Origin of the sequence: Streptomyces sp. NPDC014676 (assembly GCF_043084105.1) — a bacterium.
Classification (GTDB): domain Bacteria; phylum Actinomycetota; class Actinomycetes; order Streptomycetales; family Streptomycetaceae; genus Streptomyces.
Window position 1 is genome coordinate 20,560 of the sequence record NZ_JBIBZI010000016.1, and the last position, 23,983, is coordinate 44,542.

Annotated in this window: 14 protein-coding genes; 11 read left to right on the top strand and 3 right to left on the bottom strand. The window is 73.7% G+C overall.

Features of this window, described 5'->3' with window-relative positions; all coding sequences use genetic code 11:
• The first annotated feature begins 2 nt into the window (after positions 1–2).
• From pflB to ACF1DX_RS32505, 4 genes are all read left to right on the top strand, one after another.
• A complete protein-coding gene (gene pflB / locus ACF1DX_RS32490) occupies positions 3–2,261 on the top strand; it encodes a formate C-acetyltransferase (protein ID WP_391794742.1) in 2,259 nt (752 codons plus the stop codon).
• The gene (gene pflA / locus ACF1DX_RS32495) at positions 2,258–3,004 is read left to right on the top strand and encodes a pyruvate formate-lyase-activating protein (protein ID WP_391794743.1); all 747 of its coding nucleotides are present in this window, start codon (positions 2,258–2,260) and stop codon (positions 3,002–3,004) included. The genes pflB and pflA overlap by 4 nt, the downstream gene beginning before the upstream one ends.
• A 94-nt stretch (positions 3,005–3,098) precedes the next feature.
• Positions 3,099–3,797 carry a response regulator gene (locus tag ACF1DX_RS32500; RefSeq protein ID WP_391794744.1) on the top strand — a complete coding sequence of 233 codons (699 nt, stop codon included), beginning with the start codon at positions 3,099–3,101 and terminating at the stop codon, positions 3,795–3,797.
• A gap of 208 nt (positions 3,798–4,005) precedes the next feature.
• Complete coding sequence (locus tag ACF1DX_RS32505) at positions 4,006–5,763, top strand: GAF domain-containing protein (RefSeq protein ID WP_391794745.1); 1,758 nt, start codon at positions 4,006–4,008, stop codon at positions 5,761–5,763.
• Positions 5,764–5,830: 67 nt separating this feature from the next.
• Here ACF1DX_RS32505 and ACF1DX_RS32510 read toward each other — a convergent pair whose 3' ends face one another.
• A complete protein-coding gene (locus tag ACF1DX_RS32510; RefSeq protein ID WP_391794746.1) occupies positions 5,831–6,424 on the bottom strand; it encodes a hypothetical protein in 594 nt (197 codons plus the stop codon).
• Between the two features lie 270 nt (positions 6,425–6,694).
• On the opposite strand from ACF1DX_RS32510, the gene ACF1DX_RS32515 reads away from it, so the two are divergent.
• The 4 genes from ACF1DX_RS32515 to ACF1DX_RS32530 all read left to right on the top strand — a co-directional run bounded on the left by ACF1DX_RS32515 (position 6,695) and on the right by ACF1DX_RS32530 (position 10,079).
• Complete coding sequence (locus tag ACF1DX_RS32515) at positions 6,695–7,324, top strand: hypothetical protein (protein ID WP_391794747.1); 630 nt, start codon at positions 6,695–6,697, stop codon at positions 7,322–7,324.
• A 152-nt stretch (positions 7,325–7,476) separates the two neighbouring features.
• Positions 7,477–8,382, top strand: a complete 906-nt coding sequence (locus ACF1DX_RS32520) for a universal stress protein (protein ID WP_391794748.1) — start codon at positions 7,477–7,479, stop codon at positions 8,380–8,382.
• 37 nt (positions 8,383–8,419) lie between these two features.
• Positions 8,420–9,442 (top strand): alcohol dehydrogenase AdhP, encoded by a 1,023-nt coding sequence (adhP, locus tag ACF1DX_RS32525; protein ID WP_391794749.1) that lies wholly within the window; start codon positions 8,420–8,422, stop codon positions 9,440–9,442.
• A gap of 334 nt (positions 9,443–9,776) precedes the next feature.
• Complete coding sequence (locus ACF1DX_RS32530; RefSeq protein ID WP_391794750.1) at positions 9,777–10,079, top strand: hypothetical protein; 303 nt, start codon at positions 9,777–9,779, stop codon at positions 10,077–10,079.
• 201 nt (positions 10,080–10,280) lie between these two features.
• Here the strand turns inward: ACF1DX_RS32530 and ACF1DX_RS32535 are convergent, their stop codons facing one another.
• Together ACF1DX_RS32535 and ACF1DX_RS32540 are read right to left on the bottom strand one after the other, a co-directional pair.
• Positions 10,281–11,033, bottom strand: a complete 753-nt coding sequence (locus tag ACF1DX_RS32535) for a TIGR03943 family putative permease subunit (RefSeq protein WP_391794751.1) — start codon at positions 11,031–11,033, stop codon at positions 10,281–10,283.
• Positions 11,030–12,055 (bottom strand): permease, encoded by a 1,026-nt coding sequence (locus ACF1DX_RS32540; protein WP_391794752.1) that lies wholly within the window; start codon positions 12,053–12,055, stop codon positions 11,030–11,032. Before ACF1DX_RS32540 ends, ACF1DX_RS32535 begins: the two co-directional genes overlap by 4 nt.
• Positions 12,056–12,301: 246 nt before the next feature.
• Between ACF1DX_RS32540 and ACF1DX_RS32545 the strand changes: the two genes are divergently transcribed.
• The 3 genes from ACF1DX_RS32545 to ACF1DX_RS32555 all read left to right on the top strand — a co-directional run bounded on the left by ACF1DX_RS32545 (position 12,302) and on the right by ACF1DX_RS32555 (position 23,981).
• Positions 12,302–13,054, top strand: coding sequence for a class I SAM-dependent methyltransferase (locus tag ACF1DX_RS32545; RefSeq protein ID WP_391794753.1), 753 nt, complete (start codon positions 12,302–12,304; stop codon positions 13,052–13,054).
• A 98-nt stretch (positions 13,055–13,152) separates the two neighbouring features.
• Positions 13,153–17,223 carry an amino acid adenylation domain-containing protein gene (locus tag ACF1DX_RS32550; protein ID WP_391794754.1) on the top strand — a complete coding sequence of 1,357 codons (4,071 nt, stop codon included), beginning with the start codon at positions 13,153–13,155 and terminating at the stop codon, positions 17,221–17,223.
• Entirely contained in the window at positions 17,220–23,981 is a 6,762-nt protein-coding gene (locus tag ACF1DX_RS32555) for an SDR family NAD(P)-dependent oxidoreductase (protein WP_391794755.1), read from the top strand. Before ACF1DX_RS32550 ends, ACF1DX_RS32555 begins: the two co-directional genes overlap by 4 nt.
• The last annotated feature ends 2 nt before the right edge of the window (positions 23,982–23,983 follow it).

Consider the following 23,983-nt stretch of genomic DNA (forward strand, 5'->3'; position numbering starts at 1 on the left):
TGATGACCGCGACGGTGACAGCCGCCCCCCGGACCGCCGACGCCTGGCGGCAGTTCTCCGGAAGCGGATGGCGTGAGCGCATCGACGTGCGCGACTTCATCCAGGCCAACTACACGCCCTACGAAGGCGATTCCGCGTTCCTGGCCGGCCCGACCGAGCGCACGCTCGCGGTCTGGGGCAAGGTGGCCGCCCTGTTCCCCGAGGAACGGCGCCGGGGCGTCCTCGACGTCGACACGGGCCTGCCCTCCACCATCACCTCGCACCGGCCGGGCTTCATCGACCGAGACCGTGAGCTGATCGTCGGCCTGCAGACCGACGCCCCGCTCAGGCGGGCGATCATGCCCAACGGCGGGCTGCGGATGGTCGAGAACGGGCTGAAGGCGTACGGCTACGAGGCCGACCCCTTCGTCAAGCGCGTCTTCGGTACGTACCGCAGGACGCACAACGACGGTGTGTTCGACGCCTACACCCCCGAGATGCGGGCCGCCCGCAAGGCCGGGATCATCACCGGGCTGCCGGACGCCTACGGCCGAGGCCGGATCATCGGCGACTACCGGCGCGTCGCGCTCTACGGCACCGACCGCCTCATCGAGTCCAAGAAGGCCGAGCGGGCCCTGCTGGACGCCCAGCCCTCCAGCCCGGACGTCATCCGCGACCGCGAGGAACTCGCCGAGCAGATCCGCGCGTTGGACGAGCTGGCCCGCATGGCGGCCTCCTACGGCTGCGACGTCACCCGCCCCGCCGCCACCGCCCACGAGGCCGTCCAGTGGCTCTACCTCGGCTTCCTGGCCGCGGTGAAGGAGCAGAACGGCGCCGCGATGTCGCTGGGCCGCACCTCCACCTTCCTCGACGTCTACCTCCAGCGCGACCTGGACGAAGGACTCCTCGACGAGTCCCGCGCCCAGGAGCTGATCGACGACTTCGTGATCAAGCTCCGCATCGTGCGGTTCCTGCGCACCCCCGAGTACGACGCCCTGTTCTCCGGCGACCCGACCTGGGTGACGGAGTCCATCGGCGGCATCGGCGCGGACGGACGCACACTGGTCACCCGCACCTCCTTCCGCTTCCTGCAGACCCTCTACAACCTCGGCCCGGCCCCCGAACCCAACCTGACCGTGCTGTGGTCGCCGCGGCTGCCCGAGGGCTTCAAGCGGTTCTGCGCGCAGGTCTCCATCGACACCAGTGCGATCCAGTACGAGTCCGACGAGCTGATGCGCCCGCGCACCGGCGACGACACCGCGATCGCCTGCTGTGTCTCCGCGATGGCGGTGGGCAAGCAGATGCAGTTCTTCGGCGCCCGCGTCAACCTCGCCAAGGCACTGCTGTACGCGATCAACGGCGGCCGGGACGAGATGACCGGCGACCAGATCGCCCCCGAAATGCCGCCGCTGACCGGGGAACACCTGGACTACGACGAGCTGTCGGCCGCGTACGACCGAGTCCTGGACTGGCTCGCCCGGACGTACGTGGACGCCCTCAACGTCATCCACTACATGCACGACAAGTACGCCTACGAGCGCATCGAGATGGCCCTGCACGACTATCCGGTGCACCGTTTCATGGCGTGCGGCATCGCCGGCCTGTCCGTCGCAGTGGACAGCCTGTCCGCCGTCAAGCACGCCCGGGTCAAGGTGTTCCGCGACGCGACCGGACTGGCCGTGGACTTCAAGACCGAGGGCGAGTTCCCGGCCTACGGCAACAACGACGACCGCGCCGACGCGCTCGCCGTCGACCTGGTGGAGTCGTTCATGGAGAAGGTGCGCAAGCACCCCGCCTACCGCGACGCCGAGCACACCCAGTCGGTGCTGACCATCACCTCCAACGTGGTGTACGGCAAGCACACCGGCAACACCCCCGACGGCCGGCGCCCGGGCGCCCCGTTCGCCCCCGGTGCCAACCCGATGAACGGCCGCGACCGGCACGGGGTCGCCGCCTCCGCCCTGTCGGTGGCCAAGCTCCCGTACGAGGCGGCGCGGGACGGCATCTCCCTGACCACCACGATCACCCCGGAGGGACTCGGGCACGTCCCCGGGGAACGCGCCGATCACCTGGTCGGCATCCTCGACGCCTACATGGCCTCCGGCGGCTTCCACATGAACGTCAACGTGCTGGACCGGGCGACCCTGGAGGACGCCACGGAACACCCGGAGAAGTACCCCGAGCTGACGGTCCGGGTCTCCGGATACGCCGTCAACTTCGTCCGTCTCACCCGCGAACAGCAGCTCGACGTGATCAGCCGCACCTTCCACGGATCGCTGTGAACACCACGGAGAAGACCGTGAGGGGCCGGATCCACTCCTGGGACCTGTCCACGGGAGTGGACGGTCCCGGGACCCGGTTCGTGCTGTTCCTCAGCGGCTGCCCCCTGCGCTGCCGGTACTGCGCCAATCCCGACACCTGGCACATGCGGGACGGCAGACCGGCCACCGTCGACGAGGTGATGGCCGAGATCGAGAAGTACCGGGCCTTCCTCACCACCGCCGGCGGGGGAGTCACCCTCACCGGCGGCGAGGCCCTGCTGCAGCCCGCCTTCACCGCCGAGGTCTTCCGCCGCTGCAAGGAACTCGGCCTGCACACCGCCCTCGACACCTCCGGTTTCCTCGGCGCCCGCGCCACGGACGAACTCCTCGCCGACACCGACCTGGTGCTGCTGGACATCAAGTCCTTCGACGTCCGCACCTACCGGAAGCTGACCGGCGGCGACCTCGCTCCCACCCTCACCTTCGCCACCCGCCTGGACCAGCTCGGCGTCCCGGTGTGGATCCGCTACGTCCTTGTGCCCGGCTGGACCGACAACCCGGCGGCCGTCGACGGACTCGGCGCGTTCCTCGCCGGGCTGGGCAACGTCGACCGGGTGGATGTCCTGCCGTTCCACAAGCTCGGTGCCGCCAAGTACGACGCGCTGGGCATCCCCTTCCCCCTGCGGGACACCCCGGTCCCCGACACGGCGCTCGTGGACCGGGTACGGGGCCAGTTCCGTGGACGCGGCCTCGCGGCCCACTGAGGAGGGTGAGAACGAGGCCGACCGGCCCTGGACCTCGGCCGTCCTGGCAGGATGAGGAGTCCGACGGAGATCGAGGCAGCACGAGGAGCACGCGATGGCGCACAGTGAGCAGGACGACAGCACAGGAAGCCCGATCAAGGTCTTCCTCCTGGACGACCACGAGGTGGTACGGCGAGGAGTGCACGACCTGCTGGACGACGAACCGGACATCACGGTGGTCGGAGAAGCGGCGACGGTGGAGCAGGCACTGATCCGGGTTCCCGCCCTGCGCCCCGACGTGGCCGTCCTCGACGTGCGCCTGCCCGACGGAGACGGAGTGACCGTCTGCCGTGAACTGCGGTCGAGGATGCCGGACCTGGCCTGTCTGATGCTGACCTCCTTCGACGACGAGGAGGCACTCCTGGACTCGATCATGGCGGGCGCGGCCGGGTACGTGCTCAAGCAGATCCAGGGATCGGACCTGGTCTCGGCCGTGCGGACGGTGGCCCGCGGCCAGTCGCTGCTGGACGCCAGCGCCACGGCCAAACTGATGGCACGGCTGCGAAGCGCCGGACAGCAGCCGGCCGAGGAGCCGGACGTCCTGCCCGGCCTGACCGACCGGGAACGCGAGATCCTGGACCTGATAGGCGAGGGGCTGACCAACCGGCAGATCGGTCAGCGGCTGTACCTGGCCGAGAAGACGGTCAAGAACCACATCTCCCGTCTGCTTTCCAAGCTCGGCGTGGAACGCCGCGTCCAGGCCGCCGTCATCGCCACCCAGGCACGTGACCGCATGCGGCCCGAAGACCGATAGGGGTCGTGGCCCACCGGCCGGCGACACACCCGCCCCCGGGGCCGAAGAAGGCGGGTACGACCTGGGGCGGCACCACGTGATCTCCCGCGCCTGCGGAGCCGGGCCGCACGGCGGTGCTGATCTCTTGTTCTCCCCCCTGTTCGAGCCGCTACCGTGACAGCTGAACGGTACGGCTGCCGACAGGCGGTGAGGCGTTGGAGGAGTAGCGTTGGAGAACGCCGAGGAAGCCCGTGAGGCACGAGTACGACTGCCGCAACTGCGGCTGGACGAGTTGCTGGAGGAGCTGCAGGCCCGGCTGGACGCGGCCCGCGGCACCAGGGACCGGGTGCACAGCCTGCTGGAGGCGGTGCTGTCCGTCGGCCGTGAGCTGGACCTGGAGCAGGCGCTCCACAGCATCGTGGAGGCGGCGGCGGCACTGGTCGACGCGGAGTACGCGGCCCTCGGCGTGATCGGTCCGGACGGCAAGCGCCTGTCCGCCTTCCACACCGTGGGTGTCGATGACGAGCAGATCGCCCGCATCGGCCCCTACCCGGAAGGCCACGGCATCCTCGGCGAGCTGATCCGCCGTCCGGAGCCGCTGCGGCTGACGAAGCTGTCCGAGCACTCCGCCTCGTACGGTTTCCCGGCCCATCACCCGCCGATGAACAGCTTCCTCGGTGTTCCCATCCGGGTGCGGGACCACGTCTTCGGCAACCTGTACCTCACCGAGAAGCGTGGCGGCCAGCAGTTCGACGAGGACGACGAGGCGGTGCTGGCCACCCTGGCCGTGGCGGCCGGCGTGGCGATCGACAACGCCCGTCTGTACGAGGAGTCCCGGCTGCGCGAACGCTGGCTCCAGGTGAACGCCGAGATCACGCACACCCTCATGTCCGGCGCGGACCAGGGCGGGGTGCTGCCGTTGATCGCCGAACGGGCCAGGGAGATCACCGCCTCCGTCCTGAGCGTGGTGGCCATGCCGGTGAGCGGTACGGACACACTCGCCGTGGAACTCGCGACAGGCCAGGAGGCCGACGTGTGGCGCGGGGTCGTCCTGCCCGTGGAGGGAACTCTCATCGGGCAGGCGTTCGCTCAGCGGGTGTCCGTCAGCAGTCCGGATGCCTCACGTGACTCCCGGATCTCGGCCGGACCCCCGCGCTTCGACGGGCTCGGACCGGCCGTCGCCGTACCGATCGGCTCGGCCGACGACGCCCGCGGTGTGGTTCTGCTGGTCCGGCAGTCGGGTGGCCGTGAGTTCTCCGAGAAGGAGACCGAGCCGCTCCAGGTCTTCGCCGCCCAGGCCGCCGTGGCCATGGAGCTGGCGGAACGCCGCGCGGACGCCGAGCAGATCGCCCTGCTGGAGGACCGCGACCGGATCGCACGCGACCTGCACGACCTGGCGATCCAACGGCTCTTCGCCACCGGCATGACGCTGCAGAGCGCCGACCGGTTCATCCAGCACGAAGGGGCCTCGGACCGGGTCCAGCGTGCCGTGAACGACCTCGACGAGACCATCAAGATCATCAGGTCGACGATCTTCGGTCTGCGCTCCCGCGAGGACGACGCGGCTCCCGGCCTGCGCTCCCGCGCGGTGCGCGCGGTCGGCGAGGCCGCTCCGCTGCTGGGCTTCGCCCCCAGCGTCCGCATGGAGGGCCTGCTCGACACGCACGTCCCCGTGGAGACCGCCGACCACGTCCTGGCCGTCCTCACCGAGTCCCTGACCAACATCGCCCGGCACGCCCGCGCGGACCGCGCCGACGCCGTGCTGGAGACCGACGGCAAGGAGGTCCGCCTGACGGTCACGGACAACGGCGTCGGCATCCCGGCCGGGGGCCGCCGCAGCGGTCTGGCCAACATGGTGGAGCGGGCACGGAAGCTCGGCGGCGACATGGAGCTGGAGAGTCCGGGAGGAGGGGGAGCACGGCTCGTGTGGCACGCGCCGCTGGGGCGGTCCTCGGACGACGCGGAGGACGGCCGGCCCGCCTCGTGACGCACGGCGTCAGCGGATGAGCGGTCCTCGCGACTCCTCGAGGCCGCTGTCGAGCGAGGTCGGCCACTCACCGGGAGCACCGGCTCACAGTGCGGGCCCCTCCGGCCATGACGGCGCCCCGCGACCGCGACCGGACGGAAGGTGACCGATCCGCCTCCCCCATGGCACGCAGCACCCGATCAGTGTCCTTCGGCCCCGGAAAGCGGAGCGTCGCCCCCTCCAGGCGGGCCGCATCGGTCAGCTCGGCGAGCAGGTCCGACGGCAGCGGTCGCCCGGAGAAGGGGAAACGGCTGCTGTGCCGGTGCCACACCGCCTCGTACAGGCTGGCCGACCGTGCGCCGTGCGCTGATTCGGCGAGCCGGACCGTGGCGAGCAGGGCGGGACGGTCCGGGCAGGGGAGCAGCCGGGGCACCGGCTCCCGGCCGAAGTGGGAGGCCGCGATGCGCAGGTCGAGGACCGTGCAGCCCACGGACAAGTGCACGGCGCGGCCCACCGGATCGGTGTGGCGCAGTACCCGGTCCGTGGCGGCGTCGATCCGCACGGTGCGGGTGCCGGCAACGAGACGGAAGCGCCAGGGCTGGGTGTTGTGCAGGGACGGTGCGGCCGCGGCCGCCGCGACCAGCCGCTCCAGGGCAGGGGCGTCGAAGGCCGTAGAGCTCATCAGGACTCCTTCCCGCCTGCGGCCGAGGCCGGCTGGGCTGGTGGATGACCCTTTCCAGCCTCGGCCCTGACCCGCACGTGCGTGAGGGGCCGTGCGGGCCCCGTGCGGTGCCGTTCGGCCCTGCCGCGGGGGTTGGGGCCGAAGGTCCCTGTTGCTCGGGGCTGTTGAGTCCTCGGGTGCGGACCTTCGGCGTCGGGTGCGGGGTGGTGGGGGCCGGGAGAGTGGGTGGTGTCAGGAAGTAACCGGAGTTCGTCCGAAGGGATCACTGTCATGGCCGTGCACCAGCCCACGCATCGTGGTTCGGGTTTCCACCTGCCGTCGTTCCGTCGGAACCGCGCCGTTTCCGCGCCGGAGTCGGCCGAGTCGGCGGAGGCCGGCACGCTCACCGCACGGGCCTGCGTCTTCGCCTCGGCCCGGGTGTTGATGGGGTTTGTCTTCCTGTGGGCGTTCCTCGACAAGACGTTCGGCTTCGGATACGCCACCGCGTCCGGCAAGGGCTGGATCGACGGGGGCTCGCCCGCCGAGGGCTTCCTCGGACACGTCGCGGTCGGCCCGATGGAGTCGACGTTCCATGCGTGGGCCAGGGCGGCGTGGGCGGACTGGCTGTTCATGCTGGGGCTGCTGGGGATCGGGCTGGCGTTGACCGCCGGAGTGGCGCTGCGCCTGGCGGCGTTGGCGGGCACGGTGATGATGGCGTTGATGTGGGTGGCGGAGTGGCCGCCGGCGAAGCACCTGTCGGACGGGTCGGCGAGCATGTCGACGAACCCGTTCGTCGACTACCACCTGGTCTATGCGGTGGTGCTGATCGCGCTGGCCGTGGTCTCGGCCGGTGACGTGCTGGGTCTGGGCCGGTTGTGGGCGCGGCTCCCGCTGGTGCGCGACCACGGGTGGCTGCGCTGAACGCGGCTGGTGGGACGGGCCCGCCAAGGACCCGCCCCACCGACCCACCGGCAGGGACCGTCGGTCCCGTCCCGGGACCAGGGGCCCCTGCCCCCGCGGGGCCGCCGGAAGAGACGCTGAGAACGGATCGAACGACACAGGAGGTGGGCAACATGGCCCGCACGATCACCGTGGGACTCGACGGCTCGCCCGAGAGCCGGGCAGCCGCCGAATGGGCGGCCCGCGAAGCGGCGCTGCGCCGGATGCCGGTACGGCTGCTCCACGTGTGGCAGCCGGTTCCGGAGCCCATGGCCCAGGCCCCGCTCCTCGGCGCGGAGACGCACCAGCACTGGACCGAGCGGATCCCCCGGGAGGCCGCCGAGGGCCTGAGACTGCGGCACCCCGGGGCCGAGGTGACCACCGAGCAGCGGGCCGGAACCCCGGCCGACGTCCTGCTCGACGCCGCCCGTGACGCGGAACTGCTGGTGCTGGGCTCGCGCGCCCTCAGCGGACTGGCGGGCTTCCTGATCGGGTCCGTCGGCCAGTCGGTGGTCGCCCGCGCCGAGGTGCCCGTGATCCTGGTCCGAGCGGGCGAACAGGCCGCCGACGAACACGTCAAGGACCCCGTCGGCATCCCGTCCGCCGCCACCGGCTTCCGGCCCGTGGTCGTGGGGCTGGACACCGGCAGCCCCGACGAGACCGTCCTCGCCTTCGCCTTCGAGGAGGCGCTGCGCCGTCGGGCCCCGCTGACCGTCCTCCGGGTCTGGAACCTGCCGTCCTCCTACACCTACGTCCTGGCCGCCGGTTACGACCCGCGCGAGGACCTGGCCCGCGTCCAGGCCGAAGCGCTCACCGAGGCGCTGCTGCCGTGGCGGGAGAAGTACCCGGACGTCGAGGTGACCGAAGCGTCCCGGCTCGGCAGCCCCGCCGACCACCTCATCGACGCGGCCCACGACGCCTCCCTCGTCGTCGTCGGCCGCCGCATCCGCCGCAGCCCGTTCGGTGTGCACGTCGGCGCCGTCGCCCACGCGGTCATGCACCACGCCACCGCCCCCGTCGCCGTCGTCGCGCACGACTGACGCGGCCGGCCGAAGAGACACCGAAGGAGAAGGCACCATGAAGGCAGCGGTCGTACGGGAATTCGGCGAACCCCTGGTCATCGAGGAGCGCCCCGACCCCGAGCCCGGCCCCGGGCAGGTCCGCGTCCGTGTCGAGGCGTCCGGGCTGTGCCACACCGACATCCACGCCGCACACGGCGACTGGCCCGTCAAGCCCACCCCGCCGTTCGTCCCCGGCCACGAAGGCGTCGGCCTCGTCGAGAAGCTCGGCGACGGCGTGACCCACCTCTCCGTCGGACAACGCGTCGCCGTGCCCTGGCTCGGCAAGGCGTGCGGACGGTGCGAGCACTGCCGGTCCGGCTGGGAGACCCTCTGCGAGAGCCAGATCAACACCGGGTACGGCTGCGACGGCGGCTACGCCGAGAAGATGCTCGCCTGGGCCGACTTCGCCCAGCCGGTGCCCGAGGGCGTCAGCGCCCTCGACGCCGCCCCGCTGACCTGCGCGGGCGTCACCACCTACAAGGCCCTCAAGGTCGCGGACGTCCGGCCCGCCCAGCTCGTCGCCGTCTCGGGCGTGGGCGGACTGGGCCACCTGGCGGTGCAGTACGCGAAGATCGCCGGGGCGCGGGTCGCCGCGATCGACGTCACCGACGACAAGCTCGCACTCGCCCGGGAACTCGGCGCGGACATCGTCATCGACGCCCGTACCCAGGACGTCGGCGCCGAGCTGAAGCGGCACGGCGGCGCGCACGCGGCCCTCGCCCTCGCGGTGAACCCGGCCGCCTTCGCAGCCGTCAACTCCGGGCTGCGGCGCGGCGGGAAGCTCGTGATGGTGGCCCTGCCGGCACACGGCACGCTCGAGGTCCCGATCTTCGACACCGTGCTCAACGGCACCTCGGTGATCGGTTCCATCGTCGGCACCCGGCAGGACCTCGCCGAGGTCTTCCAGCTCCACGCCGAGGGCCGCACACAGGTCATCCGGGAGACCCGCCCGCTCACCGCCGTCAACGACTGCATCGACGAGGTCCTGCACGGTCACGTCAAGGCCCGCATCGTGTTCGACCTCGACGCGGAAGGCTGAGAACGATGTCCTCGCCCATGGTCGTCGGCGTCGACGGATCCGAGTCGAGCCTGCGGGCCGTCGACCGGGCGGCCGACGAGGCCGCCCGGCACGCGGTGGGTTCCTGCCGGACGGCCGCGGTGGTATCCCGGGTCCGGTCGAGCCGTGCGATCACGGGAGCGTGCACCGCCTCATGCGCTGTCACACCGGTAGGCCCGCCGGCCGCGCCGTCCCGCGGCCGCATCGCGTCTCCCCTCCGCGTGCGCGGTCGCGGGTGTCACCCTAGGGTGATCCGGTAGTGCGGCAGTGGCCGTCGAACGGGCGGCCGCCCGTCGATCCGCATCGGGAGTACGTCATGACGTCCGCCACCGAGCACCGCACCCACGAAGCCCATGATCACCGGCACGAGGAGGGCTGCGGACACGTCGCCGTGCCGCACGGCGACCACGTCGACTACATGCACGACGGGCACATCCACCGCGCGCACGACGGACACGTCGACGAGTGCACGACCGCCGGCCACAGGCCGCACGAGGGCCACGGACACCAGCACGGAAGCGGCTGCGGTCACGTCGCCGTGCCCCACGGCGATCATGTCGACTACGTGCACGACGGGCATCGGCACGCCGCTCACGAAGGACACTGGGACGACCACTGAGCCCTCCGGACCGCCGCAGGCGCCCGGAGGTTCCGCTGTTCTCCGCCCGACGGTCTCAGCGGCCGCGGATGACGCGCACACCCCCGATCGCACGGCCGTCGGGAACACGCGCAGGACGACCCTGCTTCCCCGCGGTCGGGGAACATCCGCACGGACATGACCGTACCGAGGCGCGCCCCTCGCTGCCCGTGGCGATCGGGCTCAGCGCTTCTCGTACGGATCCGACGGCTCCGCGATCCGTCGAACGGTGGTGGCATCCAGCACCGGGGGCCAGGCCTCCGGTGATCCCAGCTCGCCTTCGGGATGCCAGGCGCCTGTCACCACCACCCACGCGTCGGCCTCCGGTGCGTCCGCGCCGCGGACCTCCACCCTGACCGTCGTGGCGTCGGCCGCGCAGCACGCGACCCGGAGCCGGGTCACGTACCAGGCGCCGCCGTCGCCGTGCGTGACGAACCCGGTCAGCCGGACCGTGCGGCCCCTCAGCGAGTACCCGCTGTCGTAGACGGCGCGGGTACTGAACTCGGCCAGGCTCAGGTCCACCGGGTCCCCGACGGGCAGGGCGGGGAACGTGCCGACGTTCTCCGCGGCGTGCCGGGCCTCTTCGCGCGCGGCGCTGTAGGAACCGAGCGCGGGCGGCGGAAAGAGGAGAAGAGCGGTTGCGGGCAACGCGAGCAGCCAGGCGACGCGCGGGCCGCCCGCGGGGGAGTGGAGGTGGCCGTGTCCGTCCTCGGCCGGGTGCGCGCTCCGGTCCACGGAAGCGGTGCCGTCCCGTGCCGCTCGCGCCGTCAACGCCACCCGCGCCGCACCGAGCAGCACCAGCAGCACCCCGGACGCGACCAGGTAGGGCCGCAGCCCGGCCCGCACGTACCGCAGATACAGGTCACTGAACAGCGAGATCCGCAGCACCGCGGCGCCGACCAGCAGCAACAGCACGGCGGGACCGTACCGCCTCACAGCGCCCACCACCCCACGAGCGCACTGCTCGCCACCGCGACCACCCAGGTCACGGACGAGAACCGGATCGCGAACGCCCGCCCGAACGTGCCGGCCTGAAGCGCGAACAGCTTGAGGTCGACCATCGGGCCGACCACCATGAACGTCAGTTGCGCGATCGGTCCGAACCCGCTCAGCGACGCCGCCACGAACGCGTCCGCCTCGCTGCACACGCACAGCACCACGGCGAGGAGGGCCAGCAGGAGCACCGATACCCAGGCGGACGCCGTGAAGACGTCCAGCAGCGAACGCGGCACCGCGATGTTGAAGGTCGCCGCTGCCGCCGACCCCAGTACCAGGAAACCCCCGGCGTGCAGGAAGTCGTGCTGGAGCCCCGCCACGAAGGAGCCCGCGCGGGAGGTGCCGGACCCGGCCGTCGGCGCTCCCGGCAGCCGCAGCCACTCCTTCCTGCCGAAGCGTGCCCACAACCAGCCCATGGCGACGGCGGTGACGAGCGAGGCGACGAGCCGGGCCACCACCATCAGCGGCTGACCGGGAAACGCGAGGGACGTGGCGACGAGGACGACAGGATTGACCGCGGGCGCGGAGAGCAGGAACGCGAGCGCGGCGGCCGGAACGACTCCGCGCCGCATCAGGCTGCCGGCCACCGGCACGGACGCGCACTCGCAGCCGGGAAGCACCACACCGGCCGCGCCCGCGACGGGTACGGCGAGAGCCGGGCTGCGCGGCAGCAGCCGGGTGAAGACGCGCTCGGGCACGAACGCGCCGATGGCCGCGGAGACCAGCGCGCCGAGCAGGAGGAAGGGGACACCCTGGACGACGACGGCGGTGAACACGGTCCACCAGGCGGCGACGGGCGGAGTCCAGAGGTCGAGTGCGAGCACCGGCCCGAGGATTCCGGCGACCGTGATGATCGTGGCGAGTGCGAACCCGCCGAGGGAGATGTGCACGACCGCCCGCACGACGAGGCGCACGACGTCGGTGAGCCCGCCCCGCCTCCCGGCGTACTTCTGATCGCTCACGCCACTCGCTTCGCCGTACGGCAACACCGACGCGCCGCCCGCGGGAAGCCGCCGGAGCGACGACCGCGCGGTGCCGGACCGGGACACCTTACCGAGGCACCCTCCGCTGCCGGTCCCCAGGGCCTCGGGAGGCCCGACGGACCCGGCTGACGGCATATCAGCACCTCGTACATCTTTCTAGTAATGAAATTCATTTCTGATTACTGTACGGGGCGAACCGTGAGGCATCGAGTCTTTGGAGCAGTGATGAGCGACCCCTACGAGCGGTCCGCCGAGTACCTCGACATCCTGATCGCCGAATCGTGGGAGCCGTTGGCTCCGGCGCTGGCGGACGTCCTGTCGCACGTCCGCGCAGCGACCGGGTCCGTGGTGGACCTCGGGGCCGGGTCCGGCCGGGGCGTGCGCGTCATCTGCGACGCGCTGCCGCGGGTGCCGGTGCTCGCCGTCGAACCGTCCGCCGCGATGCGCGCCGTCCTGCTCGCCCGGGTCCACGAGGACGACGAACTGCGCAAGCGCGTCACGGTGGTTCCCGGCGACTGTGCGAGCGCCGACTGGCCCGACGGTGTGCGGGCCGTGGTGGCCCTGAACATGATCGGCCACCTGCCGCCCGGGCAGAGGCGCGCACTGTGGAGCCGCGCCGCCCGGCAACTCGCCCCGGGCGGGGCGCTGGTGTTCAACCTCGTCCCGCCGTTCGCCCCGGTGGAGGTGGGGCGGGTGCGGATGGCCCGGGTCGTCGTCGGAGAGCTGGAGTACGAGGGCTGGGCGAGCGCGCGTCCCACGGGAGCGGACGAGATCACCTGGCGCATGGACTACGGCGTCCTGCGTCAGGGCCGGCCGCTGGCCGGGACGTCGGTCGAGTACCGCTGGTGGGTCGCGACGGAGGACGCGTTGGCGGCCGAAGTCGCCGAGGCGGGGCTGGTGTTGCGCCGGACCGGCGATTTTGGCCTGGGGCTGTGCGTTCTCGAGCGTGCGAGTGATCCGACATCGCAAGTTGGTTGATCTGATAATCATTTTCAACTAGGTTCATCGGTGTTCCGCCTCCCCCGGATCTCTCTGCGGGGGAGGCGTCGCCCTGCCCGCCTTTCGACGGAGACCGGATGGACCAGCCTGTGCCGAGCGACGACCTCCTTGCCCGCGTCATCGACTGCATCGCCGAAGTCCTCGGCACGCCACCCCACGAGGTCCCACGGACGACTCCGCTCGCGGCCCTGGGGCTCGAATCGTTCACCGCGGTGCGGTTGAGGCGGAGGATCCGCGAACGCACCGGCCGGGACCTGCCGTTGACCGCCCTCCTGGGCGACGGCGCGACGGCCCGTGCGGTGGCGGACCGCCTGCTCGCCGGTCACACACCGGAGAAGGCCACCGATCCCGGGCCCCTCGGCGCCGAGGGCCGTGCGGCGGAGGAACCCGGCGGTGTGCGGAACGGCGGGGAAACGGAGGGGGAGGACTTCCCCCTGACACCCATTCAGGCTTCGTATCTGGCCGGGCGGGCCGAGGGCATGCCGCTGGGCGGAGTGGCCACCTTCTACTACCACGAGTACGACCGCACACCCGGCGACACGGACCCGCTCGTGGACGTGGCCCGGCTGGAAGCGGCCTGGAACCGACTGGTCGATCACCACCCGATGCTGCGCATGACGGTGGACGACCGGGGCCGCCAGCGCATCGCGGCCGCTCCCGGCCCCTACCGGATCGGAGTCACCGATCTGCGGGGCGAGTCCGCCGAACAGGTGAGGGAAACGTTGTCCGCCCAGCGGCGGGAGCGTTCCCACCAGAACCGGCCCACGGAGTCGTGGCCGTTGTTCGACATCCACGCCACACTGCTGCCCGACGGGCGGACCCGGCTGCACGTCGGCGTGGACGTGCTCCTGACCGACCTCACCGGCTGGATGCTGCTGATGCGTCAGTGGGGCCGCCTCGTCGCGGACCCCGACCACCGGCTTCCCGAGCCGGCAGCCCGGTTCGCCGACCTCCAGCGCGCCCGCTCGAGGGACCCGGAGTGGGCGGCCCGGCGCGCCCGCGACCACGCCTACTGGGCCGAACGAGCCCCCGGGCTGCCGCCGTCGCCACGGCTGCCCCTGCTGCGCGACCCCGCCGACACCACCCCGCCCCGCTTCGTCCGCTCCGCCGCCGAACTCGACGCCGACACCTGGACCCGGCTGCGAGCACGGTGCACCGAGTACGCGGTCACGCCGACCGCGGCCCTGCTCGCGGCCTTCGCCGTCGTCCTCGGCCGGTGGGGAGCCGGGGAACGGATCTGCCTCAACACCACCCTGTTCGACCGCCCGGAGGACGAGGGCGGCGCCGAGGGGGTGGTCGGCGACTTCACCACCACCGCCCTGGTCGGCACGCCACGCTTCGACCCCGCCGACTGGAAGGGCTTCGCCGACTACGCCACCGCCGTCAACCACCGCTTCTGGGAGGACCTGGACCACCGGTCCGTGTCCGGTGTCGAGGTGCTCAGGGAACTGCGGGGGCAGGACTCGCCGCCGGTGGGAGCCCCCGGCCACCCGGTGGTGTTCACCAGCGGGGTGGGCCTCGCGGGCGCCGGGGAGCCCCCGGCGTCCTGGATCGGACAGGAGGTGTACGGCATCTCCCAGACCCCGCAGGTCCTGCTCGACCACATCGTGTGGGACGAGGGCGGACGCCTCCGCCTGGCCTGGGACGCCGTCGAGGGGGCGTTCCCCGACGGCTGGATACCGGCCCTGCTCGACGCCTTCGTACGCCTGCTCCACACCCTGACGGACCCCGACGCCTGGCACGACACCGCCCTGGGCTGGGACCCGTCCTTCCACCCCGAAGAGCCCCTGGACGCCGTGCCCTTCCCGAACGCGGGCCCCCTGCTGCACGATCCGGTCACCGACGCGGCCCGGCGGCATCCGCGACGGCCCGCCCTGCGCACCTCCTCCACCACCGTCACCCACGCCCGCCTCGCGGACAACGCCGCCGCCACCGCGGCACTGCTGGCCGCACACGGGGTGGGGCCCGGCGACATGGTCGCCGTCGCCTGCGAGAAGGGCACCGCGCAGATCACCGCCGTACTCGGCGTCAGCCTGAGCGGGGCGGGCTACCTGCCGGTCGAACCCTCCTGGCCGGCCGCGCGGATCGCCGCCGTCTGCGAGCGGGCCGGGGTCCGGCACGCGCTGACCGGCCGCGGTGTGCGGACCGACTGGCCCGACGGCGTCACCGTCCACCGGCTGACCGCCGCGGGGCGCCCCGTCCGCACCGCCGCGGGCTCCGCCGCCCCCGCGGCACCGCTCACGGCCCCACGTCCCGAGGACATCGCCTACACCATCTTCACCTCGGGTTCCACCGGCAGCCCCAAGGGCGTGGAGATCGAGCACCGGGCCGCGCGCACGACCGTCGACGACATCGTCGACCGGTTCGCCCTCGGTCCCGACGACCGGGTGCTGGCACTGTCGGCGCTCAGCTTCGACCTGTCCGTGTTCGACGTCTACGGCGTCCTCGGCGCCGGCGGCTGTCTGGTGCTGCCCGACCCCGCCCGGCAGCGCGACCCGCAGCACTGGCTCGAACAGGCCGGCCGGCACGGCGTCACCGTGTGGAACACCGCGCCCGCCCTGCTCGAAATGCTCGTCGAGTACGCGGAGATGGAGCCGGAGGAGGCCGCCGGGGCGCTGCGCACCCTGCGCCTGGTGATGCTCTCCGGTGACTGGATCCCCCTGACCCTGCCCGACCGGCTGCGCCGGCTCGCACCGCAGGCGGAGGTGATGAGCCTGGGCGGAGCCACCGAGGCGTCCATCTGGTCCATCACGTATCCGGTGGGACACATCGATCCGGGGTGGCGCAGCATCCCCTACGGCCGGGCGCTGCGCGGCCAGAGCTTCTTCGTCCTCGACGAGGACGGCGCGCCCTGCCCGGTGGGCGAGGCGGGGGAGCTGTTCATCGGCGGCGACGGGCTGGCCCGCGGCTACACCGCCGATCCGGTCCAGACCGCCGAGAGGTTCGCCGTCCACCCCGTGCTGGGCCGGCGGCTGTACCGCACCGGGGACCTCGGCCGGTGGACCGCCGGGGGCACCATCGAGTTCCTCGGGCGCGTGGACCGGCAGGTGAAGATCCGCGGGCACCGCATCGAACTGGGCGAGGTGGAGGCGGTGCTGGCCCGCCATCCGGCGGTCCGCCAGTGCGTGGTGTCGTCGGTGCGCGGCCCCGACGGACGGCCGCGCCTGGTGGCGCACCTGTCGCCCCGGGGCGCGAGCGAAGCGCCGACCGCCCAGGAGCTGGCGGACGTCCTGCGCGAGCGGCTGCCCGACTACATGGTGCCCGGCCGGTTCGTGATCATGGACCAGCTGCCGGTGACGGCCAACGGCAAGATCGACCACGCGGCGCTGACCGCCGCACCCACCGATGACCGGACCGCCGGTGCCGACGGGCCGGCCCCGGTCGCCGCGGCGGAGGACGGACCCACCGCGGCACCGCGTACGGTCCCGGCCGGATCCGCCGCCGAGTCCGCCCCGGGCGGGGACTGGGTCGCCGCCGCGCTGGCCGAGGCGACCGCCCTGGGCCTGGAGGCAGCCGTCGTGGTCCGGCCCGGACGGCTCCGGCCGGACCAGGCGCTGGAGGCGTCGGCCCGATGGCTCCGGCACGTGGCGCGGACCACCGACGGCGAAGCCGCGGTTCCGCTCCTGGGACCCGGAGGACTGGCGGAGGTGGTCTGCCGCCCCCGGGCAGGGGACTCCCCAGCATCCTCCCCGTCCACCGGTCCGGCGCCCGGCGCCCCGGCCCCGGAACGGCACGGCACCGGACCGGACCAGGTGCCCCGGCATCGCGGGCCGGGCCCGGCCGCGCCCGTGGCACCGGCCGTACTGGAGGCCCTGACCGGCATCCTGGCCGACTTCACGGACGTGCCGGTGACGCCCGACAGCACCTTCAAGGAGCTGGGGGCCACCTCCCTCACCCTGGTCCTCACCCACCGCAGGCTCCGGGAGGGCATCGCGCCCCGGCTCGCACTGGCGGACATGTTCGAGCACCCCACCGTCGCGGCCCTGGCCGCCCGCATCACCGCCCAAAGCGCCCAGGACACCGACCGGGCCGCCACTGCCACCGCCGCCGACACCGTGACGCCCCCCGTGCCCCGGCGGTCCGAACGGCCCACGCGCAGAACGTCCCGCGTCGCCGCACGCGCCCTGGCCGAGGAGACCACACGATGACCGAACCGACGTCCTCCCGGAGAGACATGCCGGACATGCCCCGGCCCGACCACGAAGCCGGCGACGACCTGATCGCGGTCACCGCCCTGGACTGCCGGTTCCCCGGAGCCCCCGACACGGCGGCCTACTGGGACCTGCTCGTGGGCGGCCGCAGCGGACTGACCCGGCACGGCGAGCGGGAACTGGCCGAACGCGGCGTCCCGGCGGGGCTGCTGGCCAACCCCGCCCACATACCCGTCAGCGGGGTCATCGACGAACAGGACCGGTTCGACCCCGAGCCGTTCGGCCTGACCGACGCCGAAGCGGCCGTGATGGACCCCCAGCAGAGGCTCTTCCTCGAAGCGTGCCTGCGCGCCCTGGAGAGCGCCGGACACGGCGGCGGTGCCGGCGCGGGCGCCGTGGGCGTCTTCGCCGGCGCCGCCCACAGCGACTACCTCGCCCGCAACCTCGCCGACCGGTACGCCGCCTCCGCCACCGATCCCGTCGGCAGCCTCCAGGCGGCCCTCGCGGGTGTGGCCGACTACCTCCCCCTGCACGTCGCGCACCGCCTCGCGCTCACCGGACCCGCCGTCGCGGTCGGCACCGCGTGCTCGACCTCGCTGGTGGCGGTGCACCTGGCGGCCCAGTCCCTGCTGGCGGGGGAGTGCGACACAGCCCTCGCCGGCGGCGCCTCCCTGATCGTCCCGCAGGGCAGGGGCTACCTCCACGTCCCCGACGGGATCTTCTCCGCCGACGGGCACGTACGCACCTTCTCCGCCGAGGGCACCGGCATCGTGCACACCCAGGGCGTCGGCGTGGCCGTCCTGCGGCGGCTGCGCGACGCCCTCGCCGACGGCGACCCGGTGCTGGCCGTCCTGCACGGCTCCGCCGTCAACAACGACGGCGGCGACCGCACCGGCTTCACCGCCCCCTCACCGCGCGGACAGGCCCGTGCGGTCTCCGAGGCGCTCGCCGTGGCCGGTCTCACGCCCGGGGACATCACCTACGTCGAGGCCCACGGCACCGCCACCCGCCTCGGCGACGTCGTCGAGGTCGCCGCGCTGCGCCGCGTCTTCGGCGACACCGGCCCGGCCTGGTGCGCCCTGGGCTCGGTCAAGAGCAACATCGGGCACGCCAACTCGGCCGCCGGCATCGCCGGTTTCGCCAAGACCGTCCTCGCCCTGCACCACGGCGTACTGCCGCCCACCCTGGACGCCCTGCCCCTCAACCCCGATCTCCGGCTGGACGACTCGCCCTTCACCGTCGTCCACGAGACCACCGACTGGACCGGGCCCCGGTACGCGGGCGTCAGCTCCTTCGGCATCGGCGGCACCAACTGCCACGTCGTCCTGGGCAGCGCCCCCGTCCGGCCGGAACCGCCCGCCGATCCGCGCCCGCAGCTCGCCCTGCTCAGCGCGCACCGCGACGACGCCCTCGCCCGCCTCACCGAGGCCACCGCGACCGCCCTGCACACCGCGTCGGTCGACCCCGCCGACGCGGCCCACACCCTGCACACCGGCCGCGCGACGCTGCCGTACCGCGCCGCCGCCGTGATCACCGGAACGGCGGAGACCGACGGCCGCGCCCTGCGCGCCGCCCCGCGGCGCCGTCCCGGCCCCACCCCGCCCCGGATCGTGCTGGCCTTCCCCGGCGGGGGAGCGCAGTACGCGGGCATGGGACGCGAACTGTGCGCAGAGGAAGAGGAGTTCGACCGCACCGTGCGCGAGTGCGCCGACCTCTTCGACGACGGGACCGGTACCGGCCTCACCGCGCTGATCACCGCCGACCCGTCCGACGAGCACGCACGCCGGCTGCTGCGCGACCCCGCCCACGGACTGCCCGCCCTGTTCACCGTCTCCCTCGCCGCCGCGCGCACGCTGCGCTCCTGGGGCGTGAAACCGGACGCGGTGGTCGGTCACAGCCTCGGCGAATACGTGGCCGCCGTGCTGTCCGGAGCCCTGTCCCTGCCCGACGCCGCGACACTGGTGGCGGTCCGCTCACGCGGCATGTCCCGGGCGGCCGGCGGCGGAGTGATGCTGACGGTCCCGCTGACCGAGCGGCAGACCCTGGCCCTGCTCGCCGACCACCCGGAACTGGATCTGGCCGCCGTCAACGGCCCGCGGTCCTGCGTGGTGTCCGGACCCTCGCCGGCCGTGGCCGAAGCGGAGCGGGCCCTGACCGCACGCGGCGAGCGCACCGTGCGGCTCTCCCTCGACGCGGCCGCCCACTCGCGCCTGGTCGACCCGGTCCTGCCCGAACTGCGCACGGCCGCCCAGGCCGTCCGGGCGCGTGTCCCCGGCATCCCGCTCGCCACCACCCTCACCGGGAAACTGCTGGACACCGCTCCGGGCGCCGACCACTGGGTGGCGCACCTGCGCTCCACCGTGCGCTTCTCCGACGCCCTGGCCACCGCCCTGGGCGACGGGCCGGCCGTCCTCGTCCAGGCGGGGCCGGGCGGCGCACTGCTCCAACTGGCCCGTCAGCAGGGGCACCGGCAGCTCCTGGCCACCCTGGCCGCCTTCCCCGACCGCGAGCAGCCCGCCGGAGGACGTGCCGCGCTGCTGGCGGCCGCCGGAGAGCTGTGGACGCACGGGGTCCACCTGGACGCCGCGGCCCTGCACCGCCCGGGACGACGCCGTGTCGCCCTGCCGGGCCTGCCCATGGAGCGCCGCAGACTGTGGATCGATCCGCCGGCCGCCGCACAGCCCGGTGCCGTGGCCGGCCTCGGCCACGCTGCCGGACAGGCCGTCCCGGACGAGTCCGAGCCCCTCCACCTGCCCGTCTGGCGGCGCACGCCCCCCGTCGAGGCGGACCGGCCGGCACTGCGGGGCCGCTGGCTCGTGGCCGGCCCTCCCGGCTCGCCCTCGGCCGAGCGGGTGCGCGCCGCGCTCGCCGCCGCCGGGGCCGGCACCGTCACCCTCGACGAGGCGGTCCGGGACCCCGGCACCCCGTGCGAGGGCATCGTCGTGATCGGCCCGTACGGTGACACCGGCGACGACCCGGCCGAAACCGTCAGCGCGTCGGTCCTGCACTACGCGCAGGTGGCGCGGGCCGCCGCCTCCTGGGCGCACCGCACCTGCCTGCTGCACCTGAGCCACAACGCCCAGCAGGTGGAGAGCACCGACCGGCCCGCCGCCCATGCCGCCGCCGGCCTCGCCGTGCCCCGCGTCCTCGCCCAGGAGTTCCCGGGCCTGCGCTGGCGCTCGGTGGACCTGCCGGCCGGCCCGCCGCACGCCGACGACGTACGGACCGTGCCGGCGGAGGCCGCCGACCTGCTGGCGGGAGGCCCGAACGGCATCGAGTGCGCCCTGCGCGGCGGGCACCGCTGGACGCGCGGCATCACCCCCTGGCGGCCGTCCGCACCCGCGCCGGACACGGACGGCCCGGCCGTCACCGACGGCGGGACGGGCACGGCGGTGATCCTCGGCGGACTCGGGGACGTGGGCCTGGCCCTGGCCGGGCACCTGGCCCGCTCCGGACGGCGGGTCGTGGTGACCGGCCGCACCGGGCTCCCCCCGGACCCCGCCCCCGGCAGCACCGAAGCCGAACGGGCGGAGACGATCCGGGTCCTGCGGGACTCCGGCGCCGACATCGAGGTCCGTGCCGCGGACGCCGCGGACACCGCCGCCACGACGGAACTGCTGCGGGAACTGACCGACCGCGACGGCCCGCTGGACCTGGTCGTGCACGCCGCCGGCGTGGTCGCCTCCGCGGCCGTCGCGCCGTTGCGGACCACCGAGGAGCAGGCCGTGCGCGCGCACGCGCACGCCAAGGTCACCGCGGCCCTCGCGCTGCGTGGCGCCGTGCACGGCCTCCCGCCCGGCAGCCGCCCGGCCACCGTCCTGCTGATGTCCTCCGCCACGGCGTTCGTCGGAGGCCTCGGCCTCGCCCCGTACGCCGCCGTCAACCGCTACCTGGACGCCCTCGCCGAGCACGAGCACCACACGGACCCGGACGCACCCCGCTGGATCAGCGTTGCCTGGGACGGCTGGCGCGTCGGGCCCGGCCGGAGAGAGCGCACCGTCGCCTCCCGGCACTCGATCGGTCTGGCGGACGGCATGCGCACCGTGGACCGGCTGCTGGCGCTCGCGGCCGACGGCCGTGCCCCGGCCTCCGTCGCCGTCTCGCCGGCCGACCTCGCGCCCCGCACCGCGGGCACGCCCACCGCCGTACCCGCCTCCGTCGCACCGGCTCCCGGCACGCCCGCGGCCGGGCCGCCGGCCGGTGCGGGATTCACCACCGGTGCGGAGACCCTCCTGGCAGAGGTCTGGTCGGACCTGCTGGGCTTCCCCGTCACCGACCGCGACGCCGACTTCTTCGCCCTCGGCGGGCACTCCCTGCTGGCCACCCGGATGCTCGCCCGGCTGCGCGACGACCACGGCGCCGACCTGAGGCTGCAGGACCTGCTCGCCCGGCCCAGCATCGCGGCCCTGGCCCCGATGCTGCCCGGCGGGGAATCCCGGAGTGCTCCCGCCGCGCCCCGGACCGGGGGCGGTCCGTCTCCGCAATCCGGGGACGGCCCCCGGGAGTTCCCCCTCACCCGGGTGCAGCACGCCTACTGGGTCGGCGGATCGGGCGGTTACCGCCTCGGCGACGTCCCGTGCTCCTTCCACCTGGAGTACGACTGTCCCGGCCTGGACACCGACCGCTACGAAACGGCGTGGAACGCGGTCGTCGCCCGCCATCCGATGCTGCGCGCGGTCGTCTCACCGGAAGGCCGCAACCGGGTGCTCGACAAGGTGCCCCACTACCGGATCCGGGTGCAGGACCTGACGGAGGACGACGACGCCGAGCGAGCCCGGAAGCTGGAGCGCGTGCGCACCCGCATGGTGCGCCGCGAACCCCGCCCGGGCCGCTGGCCCCTGGTCGACATCAGGGCCGCCCGACTGCCCGGCGACGTCGTCCGGCTGTTCGTCAACGTGGACGTGCTGGTGTGCGACACCGCCAGCTACCTGATCTGGGACCGCGAACTGCGCACCCTCTACGACGACCCCGACGCCCGACTGCCGCCGCTGGAGACCACCTTCGCGGACTGTGTGGCCGCGCTCGAGCGCCGCGCCGAGGGCCCGGAGCACGCGCGGGCCGCCGCCTACTGGCGGGCCAGGCTGGACGACCTGCCCGGCGCACCCGCGCTGCCCGTCCGGACCGGGAGTCCCGGAGAGCGGCCCCGCTTCGCCCGGCGCACCGCCCGTCTGGAGCCGGACCGCTGGAGCGCCCTCAAGGCCGAGGCCGCCCGGCGCGGGCTGACCCCCACGGCCGTCCTGCTGGCGGCCTACGGCGAGGCCCTCGCCGAGTGGTCCGGGCAGAACGGCTTCGCCGTCACCCTCACCCTCTTCGACCGGCCCGCGGACCTTCCCGGGGCGGACGCCGTGGTCGGTGACTTCACCTCGCTGATGCTGCACGAGGTGGACCGCTCGGACACCCGCTGCTTCGCCGACGCCGCCGTACGGGCCCAGCGCACCCTCTTCGAGGACCTGGACCACCGGGAGTTCTCCGCGCTCGACCTGCTGGCCGAGAAGTCCTCGCGCACCGGCCGCACCGAGTCCGTTCCCGTGGTCTTCACCAGCGCCCTGGGCCTGTCCGGGCCGCTCGGCGGCGGACACGACCTGGACTGGGCGGGCACACCGGTGTACGGCGTGAGCAGCACCCCGCAGACCTGGCTGGACCACCAGGTGATCGAGCAGCACGGGGCGCTCCTGCTCCAGTGGGACGTCCTGGAGAACGCCCTGCCCGCCGACGAGGCGGACGCGGCGTTCGCCGCCTACACCGAGCGGGTGCGCCGGCTGGCCGACGCACCGCGGGCATGGGACACCGAGGAGCCCCGCACCGCGCCCGCCGCCCCGGCCCGCGAACCGCGGCGGCCGGCACCCACCGCGAGGAAGCGGACCGTTCCCGGCCCGGCCCCCGACACCGACGCGGCCATGCTGCTGCGCGACGGCAACGGCGACCGCCCCCTGTTCCTGATGCACCCCTCCGGCGGGGACGTACTGTGCTACGGCGAACTCGCCCGTCTCCTCACCGACGGCCGGCCCGTCGTGGCCCTCACCGACCCCGCCCTGACCGGCGGCACCGGGCCGCGGACCATCGCCGAGACGACCGACCGCTACCTCGCGGCGCTGCGCGCCCACCAGCCGCGGGGCCCCTACCTGCTGGGCGGCTGGTCGATGGGCGGCACCGTGGCCCACCAGATGGCCGTGGAACTCCAGCGACGCGGCGAGCGGACCGACCTCCTCGTCCTGATCGACTCCAACACCCCCGACCGCATCCGGGCGCTGGGCGGCACCGACCGCGCCCAGGACACCGCCTTCGCGGCCGTCCGCTACCTGCGCTCGCTGGAGGCGTTCCTCGACCTCGACCTCGGCCCGGACGCGGAGACGATCCGCACCGCCCCGGACCCGGCGGCGGTACGCCGGGCCGTCACCGAACGGCTGCGAGCGGCCGGCCTGCTCGGCCCTCGGGACACCGCCGACACCCGCCTCGAGGTCTTCGAACGCCACCTGCGGGCGCTGGCCGACCACAGGGCCGGACACCTCACCGACCCGGCCACCCGACTGCTGCTCATCGCCGCGTCCCGTCCCGCGCCGCACAACGCCGGCGTCGGCATGGGCGTCGACGACGCGGCGGACCTGCCCGCCCTCGGCTGGCTGCCGCACGTCAGCGGCCCCGTCGACGCACACACCGTCGAAGGCCACCACTACTCCCTGCTGCACGACCCCGCGGTCCGGCGGACCGCCGCCCTGATCGACCGGGCGCTGGCCGCCGTACACACCGGCCGGTGAGC